Genomic DNA, 18,786 nt, shown 5'->3' with positions numbered 1-18,786 from the left:
CTTTTTTAATGATGCCCTTTTGCCTCGCCCACCAATTGATACACTGCCCCGCAATACGGGCATTCTATGGTGCTGTTCGACCGAATGGGCAGAAACACACGCGGGTGGCCGTTCCACGCTTCGTTTTGCGGCCCGGAACAATGCAGCGGCAAATCATACGGTGTGATGATGATGGCGTTTTTTTGGTCGGTCATGTTGTTTTCCTTTGCAAAATGCCGTTCGATATTCTTAACGGCAGATATTACGTCAAGGCCGCGGCGTTGAAAAGTGCCGCAAACGGCAGGCGGGCACCTTTTGGCAGAAAGGCTTATTTTTTGCCGAAGCGTTTCCGCACCGGGGCAGGCTGAAGTTTTTTCGCTATAAACAAGGCAAATCGTTTAAACTTCGGGTTTCCATGCCTTTCAGACGGCCCGAACCATTTGCAATACGGAGCATCAGATGAAAATCTTCTACACCATTATCAAAATCATCATCTTGTTGATATTCCTGATTCTTGCCCTCAGCAATATGCAAAGCGTGCAGTTTTTCTACCTGCCCGCACAAAGCATAGACATGCCGCTGATTTTGGTATTGTTCGGTGCCTTCGTTACCGGCTCGGTGTTCGGCATTTTCGCACTCTTCGGCCGCCTGCTGACCCTGCGCAGCGAAAACAGCCGCCTGCGCGCCGAAGTGAAAAAATCCGCCCGCACCGCCTCCGGTTTGGCCGTGCCGCAGCCGCAAGACCCCGCGCCCGCCCCGCTCGAACGCAAGGAATAAACCCGCATGGAAAATGAAATCTGGATATTGTTACTGCCGATTATCCTGCTGCCGGTTTTCTTCGCCATGGGCTGGTTTGCCGCACGCATCGATATGAAAACCGTACTCAAACAGGCGAAAACCGTACCCGGCGGCTTTTATAAAAGCCTCGACGCACTGGTCGACCGCAACAGCGGCAAAGCCGCGCGCGAGCTGGCCGAAGTAATCGACCAACAGCCTCAGTCTTACGACTTAAACCTGACACTGGGCAAACTCTACCGCCAGCGCGGCGAAAACGACAAAGCCATCAATATGCACAAAGCCCTGCTCGATTCGCCCGACACAGTGGGCGACAAACGCGAACGCGTGCTGTTCGAGCTGGGCCTGAACTACCAAAGCGCAGGCCTGGTCGACCGCGCCGAACAGATTTTCACCGGCCTGCAAAACGGCAACATGGCCAAAGAAGCCCGGCAAGTGCTGCTGAGCATCTACCAGCAAGACCGCGACTGGGAAAAAGCCGTTGAAACGGCACAACTGTTAAGCCACGACGAACAAACCTACCAGTTCGAAATCGCCCAATTCTATTGCGAGCTGGCACAGGACGCACTGTTCCGATCCGATTTCGACACGGCCCGCCGCCACGTGCACAACGCCTTAAACGCCAACAGAAAATGCACCCGCGCCAACATGATTTTGGGCGACATCGAGCAAAAGCAGGGGCATTATGCCGCCGCCGTCGAAGCCTACACCGCCATCGAAAAACAAAACCACGCCTATCTGGGTATGGTGGGCGAAAGGCTCTACGACGCCTACGACGCGTTGGGCAAACCGCAGGAAGGATTGAGCGTACTCACCGGCTATATGCACACTTTTCCGCAACTCGATCTGATTAACGTGATTTACGACAAATCGCTGCTGCTCAACGGCGAAGCCGCCGCCAACCAAACCGCCGTGGATCTGGTGCGCAAAAAGCCCGACCTCGGCGGCGTTTACCGTCTGCTCGGCCTGCAGCTGAGCGGCCTGCACCCCGAGTGGAAAGCCGATGCCGACATGATGCGCGCCATCGTCGGCCGCCAGCTGCAAAAAGCCGTAATGTACCGCTGCCGCAACTGCCATTTCAAATCACAGGTATTCTTCTGGCACTGCCCCGCATGCAACAAATGGGAAACCTTCACCCCCAACCGCATCGAAGTATAAACTTTCAGACGGCCCTAGGGGCTGTCGACATTTAACCGACGAAGCGGTTTTTTGAGGCAAAAACCGCGTATGCCAGGCAAAAAGCGCAGCAAGGTTGAACACCTTGCGAGCATTTTTAACGCCGCAGACGGGGTGTTTTGGCCAAAAATACCGCCGTTGCGTTGAATGTCGACAGACCCTACGGTGTGGCCGGGCCGCCTGAGAGCCGTTTGACGCATATTAAACCTGCCATAAAAACCGCACATCAAATGCATCTTTTCAGGTATGCTTACACCCGTTTGATATCTGCCACAGCAAAGGAACCGTCATGACCCCGACCAGCGACATCATCGTCGTCGGCGCAGGCCCTGCAGGATTGAGCTTCGCCGCCTCTTTGGCAGGCAGCGGCCTGAACGTTACCTTAATCGAAAAAAGCCTGCATGAAACCCTGCAGAACCCGCCTTATGACGGCAGGGAAATCGCCCTGACGCACCTTTCCAAAGAAATCATGCAGCGCTTGGGTATATGGCAGCGTATTCCCGAAAATGAAGTCTATCCTTTGCGCGACGCCAAAGTGCTCAACGGGCAGTCCGACTACCAACTGCATTTTCCGCAACCCGCCCAAGCGCGCGGCGGACCTGCCGACTGCCTGGGCTATCTGATTTCCAACCACCACATCCGCAAAGCCGCATACGAAGCCGCTGCAGAATCGGAAAACGTATCTTTTATCTGCGGACAAGGGGTAAAAGAAGCCAAAACCGACCCCGACAGGGCACAAGTGGTTTTGGAAAACGGTGAAACACTGACGGCCAAACTGCTGGTTGCCGCCGACAGCCGTTTCTCGCAAACACGCCGCCAGCTCGGCATTGCGTCAGATATGCACGATTACAGCCGCACCATGTTCCTGTGCCGTATGAAACACACCGTTTCCAATCAGCATACTGCCTACGAATGCTTCCATTACGGCCGCACCATCGCCCTATTGCCGCTGGAAGAATATTTAACCAACACCGTAATTACGGTTGACAGCGACCGCGCCTCATCTGTTCAAAACCTTTCACCCGAAGAACTGGCAGAAAGCGTCAAACAGCAGCTTAACGGCCGTTTGGGCGAAATGGAACTGGCCAGCACCATCCACACCTATCCTCTGGTCGGCATGTTGGCCGAACGGTTTTACGGCACCCGCAGCGCACTGATTGGCGATGCGGCGGTAGGCATGCACCCCGTTACCGCCCACGGTTTCAATTTAGGTTTGTCCGGCGCCGATATTCTCGCAGGTTTGGTTAAAGAAGCCGCCCGGCAGGGGCGGGATATCGCTTCTCCCACCTTGCTTTCCCGCTACGACAGCAAACACGCCCTGCACGTCCGCCCGCTGTATTACGGTACCAATATGCTGCTGAAACTGTTTACCGACGAAACCCCGCCCGCCAAACTGCTGCGCGGCTTGGTATTGCGTGTGAGCAACAACCTGCCTCCGTTAAAAAAACTGATTACACGGCAATTGACGGGCTGACCCGGTTTTCTCAAACCAAAGCCGGAACAAACTGTTTTGAAACAGAAAAATTTATCAGGGCGGGAAAACCCGCCCTGATACTGATAAGGTCAAACAGCCCCCGCTCACACGGATCCGCCGTTTTCAGAATGATTTTTCAGAATGATTCCTGTCCGGTATCTGCATAAAACGCCACAACGATTGCCGCCTGATACTGCTCCCACTTCAGCGGAATCACAAACGAACGGCCTTCTCTCGGCAGCATGATTTCATCGGGTGCGCCACGTATCACAATGGGTACGGAAATTTCAAATTTTTCTCCAAATTCACTTCGCGCATTACCGGCAATCGTGTTGGCGACCTCTCCGACCAAATCCATCAGATTTTCTTCGGAGGTATCCTTTTCACCCATCAGCTCAAGCAGCCGTTCGGCCATTTTTTCAGGCGACGTAAAATACACGATTCCTTTATTTTTTCCGGAAATCGCAATCACACCCGAATAACGCTGTGCCGCAGGGATAGCATTTTCAACCAAATACGGCGTACCGACGAAAACCTCTTCCCCCGACACCTGGGTAAAGTATTTTTTTGCCCCCTCCAAAAATACCTGAAGCTGGTCTTCTCTCATTTTTACATCCCTTCTGCCATTTCGTTTAGTGCTTCGAATAATTCTTCATCAGTAAACGGTTTATAAAGAAACCCCCTTGCGCCGTACTCCAGTGCTTTGATGCCCGTAGCCTTATCGGTAAGTGCTGAAATAACCAGAATATTGGCTTCCTCGTTCAGGCTGATAATATTGCGGATACATTCCAAACCGTTCATTTCAGGCATAGTCAGATCCATGGTAACAATATCCGGCCGCAAAACATCATAAAGTTGCACAGCATCCCTTCCGTTGGCCGCCGTTGCCACCACATCGAAATGCATATTTTCCGAACTGCGTGTAATCCGGTTTCGGATAATATTGGAATCGTCTACCACCATTACCGTAAGCATCATTTATCCCTATCGTGTTAAAACCGGCCCTGTCCGATATTATGAAAGCCCCGATCCGGATGGGAGTCCGCCCCGCCTGCTGCGCCAATGCGGCTTTAGGCTTCGTTTTAAAGTTTCTTCGGCACCGTCAAAACAATCCTCGTGTAGGCGCCTGTGCGGGTAGCCAGAGACACCCTGCCTTTCATCTGTTTGATGCGTTCGCTGATGATGTCCATACCCACCCCGCGGCCTGCATCTTCTCCGCTGTCGGCAGCTGTAGAGAAGCCGGGGGCAAATATTTTCTGAATCAGTGCACGGCTATCCAGTTTGGCGGCCTCATCATGGGAATAACCGCCGTTTTCCACAAGTTTGCTGCGGATTAGCTCCGGATCGATACCGGCCCCGTCGTCTTGAACGGTCAGCCGCACGAAATCGCCGCCGTCATCCAAAACCAAACGTATATGGCCCGCATCAAGTTTATGCCGCTTAATACGCTCTTCAGGCGTTTCAATGCCGTGCACCACCGCATTACGCAGCAACTGCACCGCCAGCTCCCTAAGCTGGCTTCTGACGGTCAGATTAACGGTTTGGTTGTCCATTCCCTCGCAGCTGAAATCCACTTTTTTGCGGTTCCGTTGCGCAAGCTCTTCAACATATTTTGACAACTGCCCCCTGACCGGCTCGGAATCAACGGTCTTCCGGGCAGTCAGTCCGGAAGGCTTGCCGTTATTATCCACAGTCAGGTTATTGATACGGTTATTGAAATCTTCAATGGTTTGAGTCAGGTTGAACAGTTCCTCCAACGAAACTGTCAACGTCAGAAAATCTTCGCCATTCAAAGTTTTCCTGTTCTGCAGATCCCGCAGGCTGTCTTCCAAATGTTCGGCAATAGAAACAAAACCGTGCAGGCTCAACGAGCTGGCATCGCCTTTCAGTCCGTGTACTTCCCGGAAAATAATCCTCAATTTATTAAAGAAATCGGCCTGCTCCTGCACCGGCTGCTTCAATACTTCGTTAATGCTGTGGTTACGTTTCTTGGCCGATTCGATAAAATCACTCAACAGTTGTGCATCTGCATTTAAAATGAAAGACAGCATTTCCATCTGCAAATCATTCTGCTCCCGCTCTTTGGCAATTTTGTCTTCCAGCAGCACGGCATTGGTTACATCGCCCACACTGACAAGCACACGGATGATTTCCCCGTTTTGGTAAACGCGGTTAAATTTGAAATCAAGGTAGCGTGTTTCTTTAATGCCTGACGACGGGTTGGTAACATTCATCGGGCTGCGCGACAAAGGATTCAGACCCGCAATCAGTTTTTCTTTGGTTCGCGGGTTATAAAGCTGGCGCATAAAGCTGCCCGCCGTTTCCAAGTCTGCAGGGTCAGATACCATATCAGACAAAACACTGAGCATATTCTGGCCGGCAAAATTTTTCTTACCCCACAAACGCTCCAACTCATCCGAATATTGAGAACCGATGTTCAGGTTTTTATCCAACAAAAACAAACCGCTGTTTACCGTTTGCAGAATCTCGCGGTTTTCCCGGCGCACAAGGGCGGCCGCCCTGTCCGCCTTACCCAAACGTCGTATAAAGAAGCTTACAAAAAACAGAAAATACAGCAACGACAAACCGATACCGATTATCTGCACCGTTTTCAGTTCAGCAGAATTTTCCGTAATGTTTTCATTTAAATAAACAATAATTTCATCAATACTTTCATACAGCGTATCTTGGTTGTCTGCTGCAAATGCGGCGACGGCTTTGGCAAAGTCGGGGTCGGTTCCCGAAGCCACCGGATATTTGATCGTGCCGTCAAGCAAGGATTGATATTGTTCCCAAACCTTCTGAACCTTGCCGAGTGATTGGCGCGCGGCTCCTTGGTCAAGGGCGTCGACACTGTCCGCACCTTCTACAATATCGTACGCTCCGCCCTTATCCATTACATTAAGTAAGTTTTGCGTGAGGCTGCGGTACTTCTCCAGCAGCTTTTGGCTTTCAACTTGATCGGCAACATATTCCATATCATCGGCAGCCCCCTGTTCGGCGGCATGTTCTAAGTTTGCCAGCTGTAAGGATTGGGTTGTTACCAATAAATCATAAAAAGTATCGCTCAAAGTGCCGGCCGCATCGATTTGAACCTGGCTTTTATTGACCTGCTGTGTAATGAGATAGCCGTAATACATCAGTCCCGATACAACAGCCAAAAACACAGCAATAGAAATAATGATGCCGCGATAACGCTTTAATGAGAAATTTTGCTCATCTGTTAACTCTGAAACCATTTGAGTATTGCCCATGGCATCCTCTTCTTAATTAACCATAAATAGTAGTTCTGCAAAAATATTCTTAAATCCGGTTTAACAGCAGTTTTAATTCAACACCCTCCCTTAAAACCACATCTAACCGGAATGCAATATACCAAACAAATTTCTTTATTTCAGCAATACTGCTAACTTAGTGGGACAACCCATACTGGACAAAGTTCAACCGAAAGGAATAAAATTTATTGTTTGTAACAGCTTACCCGTAATAATGTCATTGTCGTTAATTTTATACACAAGATTACTGTTACATAGAAAATAAATCACACTGTCTTCCAACAAGGCCGGTCGGGGCTGTCCTGCAACACGGTTTTAATGCTTCCATACCGGCACAAAAAATGCTTAATGGCTTTTTAATTTAAAATAACATAATGATATATTTAATATTTTTATTTCAATAAAATAATCCGTCCGGCCCAAACCCTCTATAGCGGCTTACAAAATCGTTCTCTTTGAGCTAAGGCGCAGCAACGCCGTACTGTTTTAAATTTAAACCACTATAACGAAAAAGCCCTTGCTTTTCAGCAAGGGCTTCGCGGCTGCATGGTAAAAACCGGTTTATTTCAATTTGGTTTCTTTGTAAATCACATGCTTGCGGGCTACCGGATCGAATTTTTTAATCTCCAGTTTGCCGGGCATGGTACGCTTGTTTTTGGTCGTGGTATAGAAGTGGCCGGTACCGGCTGATGATTCCAATTTGATTTTATCGCGCATTACGGTATTCCTTGTAATTCGTTAATTAAGCTTCGCCGCGGGCGCGCATTTCGGCTAAAACGGCATCAATGCCTACTTTGTCGATGGTGCGCAGCGCAGCGTTGGATACGCGCAGGCGAATCCAGCGGTTTTCACTTTCCACCCAAAAACGACGTGATTGCAAGTTGGGCAAAAAACGACGTTTGGTTTTGTTGTTGGCGTGTGATACGTTATTGCCAGACATCGGGCGTTTACCGGTTACTTTGCAAACTCGTGCCATGGTTTAATCTCCAAACTTCTAAAAGAAAAACAGTAAAACGCAATTTATACCACAAAAAGCATTTGTGTTTCAAGCTTGTTTTTTGAAAAGGCGGTGTTTTTCTACTTTCTCAGATCAGCTTCTGTTGTTTTCAAACCGAATCGGAGGGGCCGTCTGAAAGGTTTTCAGACGGCCCCTCAAGGTTTGCCCGAACCATCAATGACGGAAGTGGCGCACGCCGGTGAGCACCATGGCGATACCGTGTTCGTCGGCCGCATCAAACACTTCTTGGTCGCGCACCGAACCGCCGGGGTGGATGATGGCTTTGATGCCCTGCCCGGCAATCACGTCGATGCCGTCGCGGAACGGGAAGAAGGCATCGGAGGCGGCGCAGGCGCCGTTCAGATCGAAGCCGCCGTCCTGCGCTTTGCGCGCGGCGATGCGGGTAGAATCTACACGGCTCATCTGACCGGCACCGATGCCGTAGGTTTGGCCGCCTTTGCCGAACACAATAGCGTTGGATTTCACGAATTTCGCCACGTTCCACACAAACAGCAAATCGTTCCATTCCTGTTCGGTGGGTTGGCGTTTGCTCACCACTTTCAAATCTTCGCGGCGGATGCGGCAGATGTCGGGCGTTTGCACCAACAGGCCGCCGCCCACACGTTTGAGCTCGAAGCGGTTGGCACCGGCCAAAATCGGCACTTCCAGCACGCGCACGTTTTTCTTGGCAGCGATGATTTCTTTGGCTTTGTCGGTAAACTTCGGCGCCATTAAAACTTCGAGAAACTGGCCGGTAACAGCTTCTACGGTTTCTGCATCCACTTCGCGGTTAAAGGCGATGATGCCGCCGAACGCGCTGGTGGTGTCGGTGGCGAACGCCAGTTTGTAGGCGTTGAGCGGGGTATCGGCCACCGCCGCGCCGCAGGGGTTGGCGTGTTTCACGATTACGCAAGCGGGCGCATCAAATGCTTTGACTGCTTCCCAAGCCGCATCGGCATCGGCGATGTTGTTGTAGGATAATTCTTTGCCCTGCAACTGGTTGTAGGCGGCCAGGCTGCCGGCGGCGGGGTATAAATCGCGGTAGAACGCGGCTTGCTGGTGCGGGTTTTCGCCGTAACGCATTTCCTGCACTTTTACCCAGCTTTGGTTAAACTGTTCGGGAAATTCGCGGATTTCCGGCTCGCCCGAGAATTTTTCGTCCGATACGCTGGTTAAATAATTGGAAATCATGCCGTCGTATTGAGCGGTATGGCTGAAGGCTTTGCGCGAAAGGTTGAAGCGGGTTTTGTCGCTCAGCTTGCCGCCGTTGTTTTGCAACTCTTCAACAACTGCGGCGAAGTCGCCGTTATCGGTAACAATGGCGACGTGTTTCCAGTTTTTGGCGGCGGAACGCACCATGGTGGGGCCGCCGATGTCGATATTTTCAACCGCGTCTTCCAGCGTGCAGCCGGGTTTGGCGATGGTTGCGGCAAACGGATAAAGGTTTACGCACACCAGATCAATATTATCGATGCCGTGTTCTTCCATTTGGGCGGCGTGCTCGCTCAAATCGCGGCGGCCGAGGATGCCGCCGTGGATTTTCGGGTGCAGCGTTTTCACGCGGCCGTCGAGCATTTCGGGGAAGCCGGTGTAGTCGGCCACTTCGATAACGGGCAGGCCGGCATCGGCCAAGAGTTTGGCGGTGCCGCCGGTAGAGAGGATTTCCACGCCGATTTTATCGAGTGCGCGGGCAAATTCGACTGCACCGGTTTTGTCGGACAAGCTGATTAGGGCACGTTTTACGGTGGGCATTTCGGTTCCTTATTTTTAAAGTGTCAAACAACGCTAGATAAAGATATTCAACAAGGCCGTCTGAAAACATTTATGCTTTCAGACGGCCTTGTTTTACATTATGAATCCAGCAAACCATACTGCACCAGTTTCTTGCGCAGGGTATTGCGGTTCAGCCCCAGCACGGCGGCGGCTTTGCTCTGGTTGCCGCCGCATTCTGCCATCACGCACTGCAGCAGCGGCTTTTCAACCTGCTCCAGCACCATATCGTACACCCCGCAGGCGGCTTCGCCGCCCAGGTCGCGGAAATACTGTTGCAGGTTCTGCTCGATGCAGCGGGCTATATCGGGGGGAGGTTGTTTCATGATTTCCCTTTAATGGTACAGGCAGTTTTCAGACGGCCTGATTGTCTTTGAATACTTTAAATTACAGAAATACAGGCCGTCTGAAAACAAGGTTCGCCGCATACTGCTACTGCCGGTAGACACACGGCCAGCGGTCGGTGGTTTCGGGGGCTTTTTCCAAAAACGCCGCCAGCGCATCGTATTGCTCTGCCGCGCTTTCCATGCGGTTGATTTCGCGGCGGACGGTTTCGCCGCCGGGCAGCGCGGCTATATACCAGCCTATGTGTTTGCGGGCGATGCGCACGCCGTCGCGCTCGCCGTAAAATTCGTGCATGGCGCCGATATGCCGCAAAGCGGTTTCGCCGCATTGTGCCACGCTCAGCGGCTCGGGCAGGCGGCCGTGTTCGGCGAAATAGCTTATATCGCGGAACAGCCACGGCTGCCCCTGCGCCCCGCGTCCTATCATAATGCCGTCGGCACCGGTTTGCGCCAGCACTGCCTGCGCTTTCTGGGGGCTGGTGATGTCGCCGTTCACCCACACGGGTATGTTCAGACGGCTTTTGGCTTCGGCAATCAAACCGTATTCTGCCTCGCCCCGATACATCTGCGTGCGCGTGCGCCCGTGAATGGCGATGGCGGCTATGCCCGCTTCTTCGGCCATGCGCGCCACGGTTAAGATGTTTTTGTGTTCGTCGTGCCAGCCCAAGCGGGTTTTCAGGGTAACGGGCACGTTAACGGCTTTCACCACGGCGTTTAATATTTCGTACACCAGCGGTTCGTTCTGCATCAGCGCGCTGCCCGCCGAAACATTGCAGACTTTTTTGGCCGGGCAGCCCATATTGATGTCGACAACCTCTGCGCCCTGCTCCACGTTGTAGCGCGCCGCTTCGGCCATCTGCACGGGATTATTGCCCGCAATCTGCACGGCGGTTACACCGTTTTCACCTGCAAAATCACTGCGGCGCAAGGTTTTGCGGGTATGGCGCAGTGCAGGATCACTGTTGAGCATTTCGCCCACCGCCCAACTGGCACCGTATTCGCGGCAGAGGCGGCGGAAAGGTTTGTCGGTAATGCCGGCCATCGGTGCCAGCGCAATGGGGGGGTCGATAGGATAAGCGCCGATGTACATAAATGAAACTGCGGTGGCCGAAATTGGGAATTGTACATTTTTTAAGCAGGTTTTCCAATTGGAAATTATCCGCCGGCGTGAAATTTCAAACGAAAAACCGTTAAAGCCAAGGATTCGGCCTTCAGATGGCCTGAGTGCCTATAAACTGTTCACAATCCCGTCGGCACCTGCCGCCTCGGCCAGTTTGTATAAAACCTGCTGCGGCATATCGCCGTGCCACAGGCGGGTGATATTGGCAATCACGGGCAGGTGGCTGGCTTTGCGCACACGTACGATGGCGTCCACGTCCAAACGGTAGGGGTGTTCCGGCTCGAAGCTGAGCGTACCCGCTTCGCCGAGGATGATGTGATGGTTGCCGCGCAGGGCGATGTGTTCGGCGGCCACCAGCCATTCATCGGCGCGGTGGTGTTTGTCTTTGCACAGCACCACCGGCGTGTTCAGACGGCCTACTTCGTCTTGCAGGGCGCGGTTGCTCATCAGCTCGCCGCCCAGATAAAGCACGTCGGCTTCGGCTTCCAGCGCCGGGACAATCTGGCGCACGTCGCGTATGCGCACTACTGCGGGCCTGCCCGCTTCATGACAGCGCGCAACCACAGACTGCATGGTGCGGATCTGTTCTTTTTCGTTGCCGCCCCCTTCTGAAGCATACGGACGCGCGGGCAGATAGAACGGGTCGGAGAACACTGCGCCGGCGCTGTCTGCGCGTTGCGGATTGGCGGTGATATCGAGCATGGTGCCGCCGCCGAACGACACGCCGCGCACGGTAATCACACTGTTTGCGGGCTGGGTTTCGCGGCTGATGATGCGCCACTCGTTCAACACGCGTATGGCGCGCTCCACGCCGGGCAGGCTTTCCAGCTCGTTGGGGTGAAACACCCGTTCATCGCCCACCGCTCCGATAATGGTGCGCTCTTCGCCGCGCGAAATATGTTCCTGCAACCCCCTGCTGCGGATAAAGCCGATCACCTGCTCCACTGCTTCCGGCGCCGCCTGTTTCTGCATCACGATAATCATCGCAACCTCCTGATTCTATTTGGCCGCATAGTATAGTGAATCCACTTCACTTCCGCTACGGCATTGCTTCGCCTTATATCGGAAACAAATCGGATTCATTAATAGTAATCTGCCGCACGTGCCGGTCGCACGGCGTTTCAGACGGCCCCTGTGCTATACTGCCCCCTCCTACCTGTTATTCCTTTATCATGACCCGCCTGCTTCAATCAGGAAAGTTCTGGCTGCGTTTTGCAGTGTACGGCACACTGGCCGCCGCTGCCGCCGTATCCGGCCTTTATTTCCTGCTTCACCACCTGTTCGACGGCCGCCGCATTCAGGCGCTGGCCGACGAAGCCGTGCGCGGCACCGGCCGCACGGTGCGCTTCAGCACCGATATCGGCCGCAGCTGGCTGCCCCGCCCCACCCTCACCCTGCGCGATGTAGCCGTAAGCAAACCCAACAGCCGCGCCGATGCCGTACATATCGGCCAAATGCGTATCGGCCTTTCGTGGCGCAGTTTATGGAACGGCGCGGAAATCGAAAAATGGGTGCTGCAAAACGCCGATGCCGAGATCACCCGCCGCGCCGACGGCAGCTGGAGCCTGCAAGACTTATGGCGGCAGCGCGGCGGCACATGGCGCGTCAACCGCCTGATTGTGGAAAACAGCCGCATCAGCCTGCACCTGCCCGAGGGCAGCTACCGCACCGAACGTTTTCATTTGAATACCAAACAGACTGCCGAAGCAGGCGGCATTTTCCAAAGCAGCGGCACCACCCGCCGCAACAACGGCCTGCCCCTGAACTGGAAAGGCAGCGGCACGGCCTCATGGTCGGACAACGGCTGGCTGCTGCCCGCACTGCACCTTGAAGCCGGGCTGCCTTTCCGAAACGGCACCGCCCGCGCGGCCGCCGATGCAGATGTGCTCTGGCAGCCGCAACAAAACACCCTGCGTGTTGAAAACATCAGCCTGCGCGCCGACAGCACCTACCGGCAGTTCCACTTAACCGCCCGCAGCCCGCTGGTGCTGTGGAAAGGCAGCCACATCAGCACCGCCGAAATCAACAGCGTGTTTAGCGCCGGCAGCAGCAACAGCCGGTGGGACGGATCGTTTTCGCTTTCCCGCGTCAGCCTGCGCCCGAGCGTGGCCACCGTAGGCGGGTTCAACCTCAACGGCAGCCACAGAAACGCTTCGCGGCAAACCACTTTCGGCCTTTCCGGCCCGCTTGTCTGGCAGAAAAACACCTTGCTTGAATCAGACCGCCTGGTGCTGGCTACCCGCCAAGACAACATCAAAGCCGCTCCGCACCCGCGCCTGAACAGCCGCATGGAAGGGCGTTTCTCCATGGACGGCGGCCGCAACTGGCAGCTCGACCTCAAAGGCCTGTTCGACCGCCAACACGCCGCCCTTTCTGCCCGCTATACCGCCTCAGCCGCTGCCGCCCCCGCCAAACTCACCGCCGGGCTGAATGCAGGTAGAATTTCACTCGCCCCCTATTGGAACGATTTGCAGGCGCAAGGCGGCGGCCTCCTTTCTCCCTTTCTCAACCACCCCCTGATGCCGCACATCGAAGCCGACATCCGCATCGGCGGCCTCACCCTGCCCGGCCTGCAAATCGACGACCTGCAAACCACCCTCCATGCCGACAGCCGCCGTATCGCGCTCACCGGCTTCAGCGCCGGCCTGTACGGCGGCCGCACCGAAGGCGGTATCAGCATCGCCAACACCAGCCCGCCCGTTTACCGTTTGCAGCAAAACGCCCAAGGCGTGCAAATACGCCCGCTGCTGCAGGACCTGCTCGGCTATCACAACATCAGCGGCAGCGGCAACGCCGTTATTGACCTCACCGCCGAAGGCAGCAGCCGCGCAGGCCTCACCCAAACGCTTAACGGCAGCCTGCAGCTGAATATTTCCGACGGCGCATGGCTGGGCGTGGACATGGCCAATTTTCTGCGCAGCCTGCGCAACAACACCTCCGGCAGCGGCCAAACCCGCAACGAACAAGTGCAAACGCCGTTCAGCAGCTTTTCGCTCAACAGCGAAATCAGTGCGGGCATAGGCCGCCACGAACACGCCGAGCTGAAATCCGATGCCTTCAACATCACCGGCAGCGGCCAAACCGACCTTAACACCCAAACCGTTTCGGAAAACATGCTGATCCGCAACAATGCCAATCCCAATGCCAAGCCCATCCCCATCAAAATCAGCGGCCCTGCAGACAACCCTTCGGTTACGCTCGACTACAACCGCCTCACCTCGGGCCTTTCCAGCCCCGAAGAGAAGCGGCAGGCCGTTGCCGATATTCTGCGCGAGCAATGGCAGTGGCTCAGCGCGGTGCCTAAAAATGAAACGGCAGGCGGCAGAAACAGCGGCCGGTAACGTTATTTTCTGCCATACGGCAAAATCACTCAGGCCGTCTGAAAACCTGTGTTTCAGACGGCCTGAGTGATTTTGCAAAGACCCATTGTTTCAGGGTGGCGGCTTCGTGATACGCCTTCCTGTATATTAAAACATATCAATAATTTACCATCACGGTTACAGTATCCCGGTATTCGCCGTAATGGTAATCGGCCGAAGGCACGGTGGCATAAACGGTGTAGCTCTGTGCCGATCCCGTCCCCATGCCGCCCACTCCGTTGCCGTTGGCGGAAGCGGTGGCGGTGTTGCCCCAGATTTTGCCGTTGGCGCCGCTTGCAGATCGCAGCTGATAGGGCACGCGGTCGGCGTTGCCCGATGAAGTCGGGCTCATAATGCCCGCCCCCGTAGTGCTGTTGTTGGAGGGTTTCAGGCCGATATTGTAGGGCGTGCTGTTGGTGCAGGTTACGTTGAAGGAGGCCTGACCCTGCAGGTTGGTGTCGGTCGGTGCAGCCGTGCCGAAATCGATATCGTCGGGCGTGCCGACGATGCAGTTTTTTATTATGTTGGCCGAAACGGTAAAGGGAAATCGGATAGTTTGCATAGAACCGCACGACGCGGGCATAGAGCCGGTAGAACTGGCGGAAGCCAAGGCGGTGGCACCTTCTGTGTAGGCTATTGAATAAGCGCCGGGTACGAGACCGGTAAAAGGCTCGTTCAGCTTGGCATAAACAGTGAAAGTATTGGATTGTGAAGCAGTATTCCTTGCAGGAAAGGTAAATGTGGTCTGAAATACGTTTGGTGTAGCGGAAAGGTTGGGCGTCCCCCAAATGGTGCTGTAGTTGCTATCAGTGTAGAGGTTGTAATACAGGGGCGTAGAACCTGCGCACGAACCGTTCAGGCACAGGCCGCGCGGATTGGTAGTGCGGTTATTCCAACCCGAAGCACGGCCGCCATCTACAGCCAGACATACATTCATATATTCACTATATCTAAAAGCAGTCCAACCGGTTCTGTCCCTGCTGCAGGTAACCGTCAGTTGCGCCTGCGCAGTCAGGTTGCCGGGATTCAGCGGGTCGATATTGCCGAAATTGATATTGCCCATGGTTGCGGTACAGGCCGCACAGGCCGTCTGAAAGGCACACAGCGCCGCCACTGCGGCTGCCGTTTTTGCGGCGGAGGCGGCGGCATTTCTTTTGAGCCGGGCAGAGCCGGGGCGGAACGGGTTTAATTTTCGCATATGGTTTCACCTAGATCGGGCAGGCTGCCGCCGCCGTCGGCCGGATAATCTGCACTGAAGCGGCATGTGCCGCCGCTTTCGGGCAGGGTAACGGTAAAGCGGTTTTTTCCTGACGAAAGGTTTTCAATAAAGGTTTGGCCGTCGAAGCCGACCACGGCGGCGGCAGTGCCGTCTTCACCGTATATGGTGCTGCCGGCGGGCACAAACGCGCCGCCGCCGTCTTTTAAGGTTATGGAGGCGGCACGCATACGGTTGAGGCGGAAATCTACGGCAACGCCGGAACGCTCGGGGGGCACGGCTTCTATGCGGCCTTGTTCGGCATATATGTCGGGCGGCAGGCCGGTAATGTCGATATCCAGCGTGTTTTTCTGGTAGGCCGACAAATCGGGCACGAGCAGCAGGCCTTTGCGGTTGGTAACCCCCGCTTTGTTGTTGAACAGGGAAACGGGAATACCGCCCACGCCGCCGGTGCTGACCACAGCAAAGCTGTTATTGACGGTGCGCGAGGCAAACAGGCCGCCGCGCATCAATACCAGCCCGCCGCGCCAGCCTGCATTCCAGTTGGTATCGCCCCTGCTGTTATAAACATTGGCGCGCGCGTCGCCGTATTGGGTGTCGTAGTTTATGTGGCCGTTCAAATGGCTTCTGTTTGCGCTTTCGTTGCGGTTTTGCTGCCAGCCGAGATGCCACGAGGGGCTGCCTAAGCCGTGGGAAGATTTGTTTAAAGAAGCGCGGTAACTGTTGTCGGCATTGTCGCGCTGGCCGCTGAGGGTGGCGGAATAGCCTTTATCAAAACTCAGCGATATGCCGCCGTAGATGCTGTGCTGCCTGCTGCCGTTAAAGTTGCGGGTGCCGTTCAGGAAAATATTGGTGCGGCGGCCGAAGTTGCGGTTCCAGCCCAGTGATCCGACTTTGTCGGCCGTGTCGCCGCCCTGCCGGTTATACAGGTAGGAAAGGGTGAACGAACCCAGACTGTTGCCGCTCCAACCCAAAGAAGCGGAAGCCGTGCGGACGGGGGAGGATTTGTCGAGGTAGGCATCGGGATCGAGCACGGCGCTTAAATCGGCAAAGTTGCCGCTTGTGCGGCCGAATCCCGTGCCGAACGACCAAGCCCCCTTTTGGGTGCTGAAAAAAGCGCTGCTGTACCGCCCGCTTTTTGACCGGATACGGCTTTGGGTGTGGCTGAGATCCAATTGCCCCAAAACACCCAAAACGGCGCTGGAAGCCATGCCGAGCCTGCGGTAACTGCCTCCGCCTTCGGCATTGATCTGTGCGGTAAGGAAATTGGTAAAGCCGTGGCGCCACATGCCGCCGCCCACCGGTTTTTTACCGTAGCCGGAAGATTTCAGCCCATAGTTGCGGCGCAGGTAGCCTGCTTCCAGCGACCATTCCGAAAGCCCTTCGGCCAACATGCCGCTGCCGCCGTACAGGGGCATGTCTACCACGACGGTGCGCCCCAGAATATCGGTAGCCACTATCTGCGCCATGCCGCTGCCGCCGATAACCGGCGGCAGGGTGATTTCGTAATTGCCGGCGGCAATATCGCGGCCGTATTGTTTGACACCGTTCAAATACAGATCAACCGTGCCCGGCAGCGTGCTTTCTCCCACATAGGAATGCAGCGGCGCGGTGCTGCGCCACGGCTGCACGCTGTAGGTGCGCTCCAATTTCAAACCGCCGATGCGCGAACCGCCGGAATTGCCCGAACGGCCGGTTAAAACATCGCCTGCGGTCAGAACCAGCCCTTTGTCTTCCCATACGGTGCGCCAATAGGTGTCCAGGCGCACACTTTCAGATGATGAACCGCCGGTTTGCGGGTTTTGCCGGCTCCAAAGATGGTTGTGGCTCAAATAGCCTGCCGGGGCGGTAAGGCGCGCTTCGGCCAGCAGACCTTGGCCGGTGTCGCCGCTGCTGTTGCGCGTGATGTTGTAATCGTAGTTGAAGATACCCGCCACGCCCGCTTTGGCAACGTCATAGGCTGCTTCCCGACGGCCGCCGATTTTGGTAAGCGGCAGGTTGAGCCATGCCAAAGGGGCGGTCAGGGCCAATGTCTGCCTGCCTGCGTCGTACTGCATTTCCAAACCGGGAATGCTGTCGGGCGCATACCATTTCCGGGCGGTGCCGTCATCGGAAGAGGAAAGGGCTTCCCGGCCTGCAGACGGATCGGCGGCAGTTTCTCCGTTTGATGCGCCGTCTGATGTTTCTTCCGGCGTTTCGTTTTCTGTTGTGCTGCCACCGGAGGCTGTATGCCTGTTTTCACCGCCGTTTGAAACAGGTACTGCTGACACGGCGGCCTGCCGCAGTGCTTCGGGCGGCACTCGTATGCCGAGTGCCGCCAGTGTTTCGTTGTTTACCAGCAGCCTGCCGTTATGGGAGATAAATTCAAAGAGGCCGTCTGAATCGCTGCCGTTGATATTTACCTGCGGGTAAACGGGCAGCCATTCTTCAGAATATGCGGAGGCCTCCGGAAGATTGGGTTGCGCCGCCGCCTGTAAGGAGCAGAAGCACAGCAAAATGCCGGAAACAATGTGTTTGAGGGTGAAAGCAGCATTAGCGGGCTGCAAATCGAACCTCCGGTTGGACGGTGCGGCCGTTTACCGTAACGGACAATTTGCCTTGGCGAACGGCGGCAGAAGCAGAAGAATCCAAACTGTATTGCCAGGTTTTACCGGGCAGTGCGTATCCTGCCAGGCCGTTTACCAGGTTGTGCCTGCCTTTAACGGTCTGCACGGCGATATTGCTCAATTGGGCATGTGCCGTGCCGGTATTGGCTGCAGTGAGCAGCATCCTGCCGCCGGGCGCATTTCGGATATGCCATTGCAGCGCGGCTTCAGGATTTTCTGTTTGGTTTAAAAACAACGGCACAGAATAACGCAATACGAATTGCAGGCCTTTTTTCTGTTTGGCCTGCGGCGGAGGAAGCTCGTCTACCACCAGCCGGTAGGCTTCTTCTGCCTGCACCGCAGGTTTGGTGCGGATGACGCGGAACTGTTGCACGCCTCCTGCGGCAAGTTTCACCATAGGCGGGCTGGCGATAACTTCTTTGCTGGGCGTGAGGACGTCTTTGCCGTTTTCATCCTGATCCCAACGGTATACCCGCACCTGTGCCGTCAGCGGCTGGCCGCCGGTGTTGGTAAGTGTGAAAATACCTGCCCGCTGTTTGGCGGGCAGGGAGAGTCCGGTCGGGCTGATTTGCAGCCCGGCGGCATGACTGCCGAGTGCCGCAGCACCCAGCATCATGCCGCACAGCAGGCGTACCGGTTTTTGTGTAAACCATAACATAGGTGTATCGGCTTGCT

At 55.0% G+C, this 18,786-nt stretch carries 17 protein-coding genes; 4 read left to right on the top strand and 13 right to left on the bottom strand.

Annotation, left to right across the window (positions count from 1 at the left end):
* Positions 1-5: 5 nt before the first annotated feature.
* Entirely contained in the window at positions 6-194 is a 189-nt protein-coding gene (locus Q3970_RS02585; protein WP_303099047.1) for a zinc-finger domain-containing protein, read from the bottom strand.
* 244 nt (positions 195-438) lie between these two features.
* On the opposite strand from Q3970_RS02585, the gene Q3970_RS02580 reads away from it, so the two are divergent.
* The 3 genes from Q3970_RS02580 to ubiM all read left to right on the top strand — a co-directional run bounded on the left by Q3970_RS02580 (position 439) and on the right by ubiM (position 3,424).
* The gene (locus Q3970_RS02580; protein WP_303099046.1) at positions 439-756 is read left to right on the top strand and encodes a lipopolysaccharide assembly LapA domain-containing protein; all 318 of its coding nucleotides are present in this window, start codon (positions 439-441) and stop codon (positions 754-756) included.
* A gap of 6 nt (positions 757-762) precedes the next feature.
* Complete coding sequence (gene lapB / locus Q3970_RS02575) at positions 763-1,932, top strand: lipopolysaccharide assembly protein LapB (RefSeq protein ID WP_303099045.1); 1,170 nt, start codon at positions 763-765, stop codon at positions 1,930-1,932.
* A gap of 307 nt (positions 1,933-2,239) precedes the next feature.
* Positions 2,240-3,424: a 5-demethoxyubiquinol-8 5-hydroxylase UbiM gene (gene ubiM / locus Q3970_RS02570; RefSeq protein WP_303099044.1), complete on the top strand. Its 1,185-nt coding sequence runs from the start codon at positions 2,240-2,242 to the stop codon at positions 3,422-3,424.
* A gap of 136 nt (positions 3,425-3,560) precedes the next feature.
* Here the strand turns inward: ubiM and Q3970_RS02565 are convergent, their stop codons facing one another.
* The 9 genes from Q3970_RS02565 to Q3970_RS02525 all read right to left on the bottom strand — a co-directional run bounded on the left by Q3970_RS02565 (position 3,561) and on the right by Q3970_RS02525 (position 11,914).
* Entirely contained in the window at positions 3,561-4,031 is a 471-nt protein-coding gene (locus tag Q3970_RS02565) for a chemotaxis protein CheX (protein WP_303099043.1), read from the bottom strand.
* 2 nt (positions 4,032-4,033) lie between these two features.
* Complete coding sequence (locus Q3970_RS02560; RefSeq protein WP_303099042.1) at positions 4,034-4,402, bottom strand: response regulator; 369 nt, start codon at positions 4,400-4,402, stop codon at positions 4,034-4,036.
* A 104-nt stretch (positions 4,403-4,506) separates the two neighbouring features.
* Positions 4,507-6,678, bottom strand: a complete 2,172-nt coding sequence (locus tag Q3970_RS02555) for an ATP-binding protein (RefSeq protein ID WP_303099041.1) — start codon at positions 6,676-6,678, stop codon at positions 4,507-4,509.
* 582 nt (positions 6,679-7,260) lie between these two features.
* Entirely contained in the window at positions 7,261-7,416 is a 156-nt protein-coding gene (rpmG, locus tag Q3970_RS02550) for a 50S ribosomal protein L33 (protein ID WP_003684373.1), read from the bottom strand.
* A 25-nt stretch (positions 7,417-7,441) separates the two neighbouring features.
* A complete protein-coding gene (gene rpmB / locus Q3970_RS02545) occupies positions 7,442-7,675 on the bottom strand; it encodes a 50S ribosomal protein L28 (RefSeq protein WP_303099040.1) in 234 nt (77 codons plus the stop codon).
* A gap of 195 nt (positions 7,676-7,870) precedes the next feature.
* Entirely contained in the window at positions 7,871-9,448 is a 1,578-nt protein-coding gene (gene purH / locus Q3970_RS02540; RefSeq protein WP_303099039.1) for a bifunctional phosphoribosylaminoimidazolecarboxamide formyltransferase/IMP cyclohydrolase, read from the bottom strand.
* 98 nt (positions 9,449-9,546) lie between these two features.
* Positions 9,547-9,792 (bottom strand): Fis family transcriptional regulator, encoded by a 246-nt coding sequence (locus Q3970_RS02535; protein WP_303099038.1) that lies wholly within the window; start codon positions 9,790-9,792, stop codon positions 9,547-9,549.
* Positions 9,793-9,898: 106 nt separating this feature from the next.
* A complete protein-coding gene (gene dusB / locus Q3970_RS02530) occupies positions 9,899-10,900 on the bottom strand; it encodes a tRNA dihydrouridine synthase DusB (RefSeq protein WP_303099037.1) in 1,002 nt (333 codons plus the stop codon).
* A 138-nt stretch (positions 10,901-11,038) separates the two neighbouring features.
* Positions 11,039-11,914 (bottom strand): chorismate mutase, encoded by an 876-nt coding sequence (locus Q3970_RS02525; RefSeq protein WP_303099036.1) that lies wholly within the window; start codon positions 11,912-11,914, stop codon positions 11,039-11,041.
* Positions 11,915-12,102: 188 nt separating this feature from the next.
* Between Q3970_RS02525 and Q3970_RS02520 the strand changes: the two genes are divergently transcribed.
* Positions 12,103-14,271 (top strand): AsmA family protein, encoded by a 2,169-nt coding sequence (locus Q3970_RS02520; RefSeq protein ID WP_303099035.1) that lies wholly within the window; start codon positions 12,103-12,105, stop codon positions 14,269-14,271.
* Between the two features lie 136 nt (positions 14,272-14,407).
* Here Q3970_RS02520 and Q3970_RS02515 read toward each other — a convergent pair whose 3' ends face one another.
* Genes Q3970_RS02515 through Q3970_RS02505 form a run of 3 tightly spaced genes read right to left on the bottom strand, consistent with a single transcriptional unit; the run spans position 14,408 to position 18,769 of the window.
* Positions 14,408-15,487, bottom strand: a complete 1,080-nt coding sequence (locus Q3970_RS02515; RefSeq protein ID WP_303099034.1) for a spore coat U domain-containing protein — start codon at positions 15,485-15,487, stop codon at positions 14,408-14,410.
* Positions 15,475-18,051, bottom strand: a complete 2,577-nt coding sequence (locus Q3970_RS02510; protein ID WP_303099033.1) for a fimbria/pilus outer membrane usher protein — start codon at positions 18,049-18,051, stop codon at positions 15,475-15,477. Before Q3970_RS02510 ends, Q3970_RS02515 begins: the two co-directional genes overlap by 13 nt.
* Complete coding sequence (locus Q3970_RS02505) at positions 18,038-18,769, bottom strand: molecular chaperone (protein WP_303099032.1); 732 nt, start codon at positions 18,767-18,769, stop codon at positions 18,038-18,040. Before Q3970_RS02505 ends, Q3970_RS02510 begins: the two co-directional genes overlap by 14 nt.
* Positions 18,770-18,786: the final 17 nt, after the last annotated feature.

This window comes from Neisseria sp. (genome assembly GCF_030530745.1).
GTDB lineage: Bacteria > Pseudomonadota > Gammaproteobacteria > Burkholderiales > Neisseriaceae > Neisseria.
The sequence above is the reverse complement of the archived record's forward strand: the minus strand, read 5'-3'. Positions and strand labels throughout refer to the sequence as shown.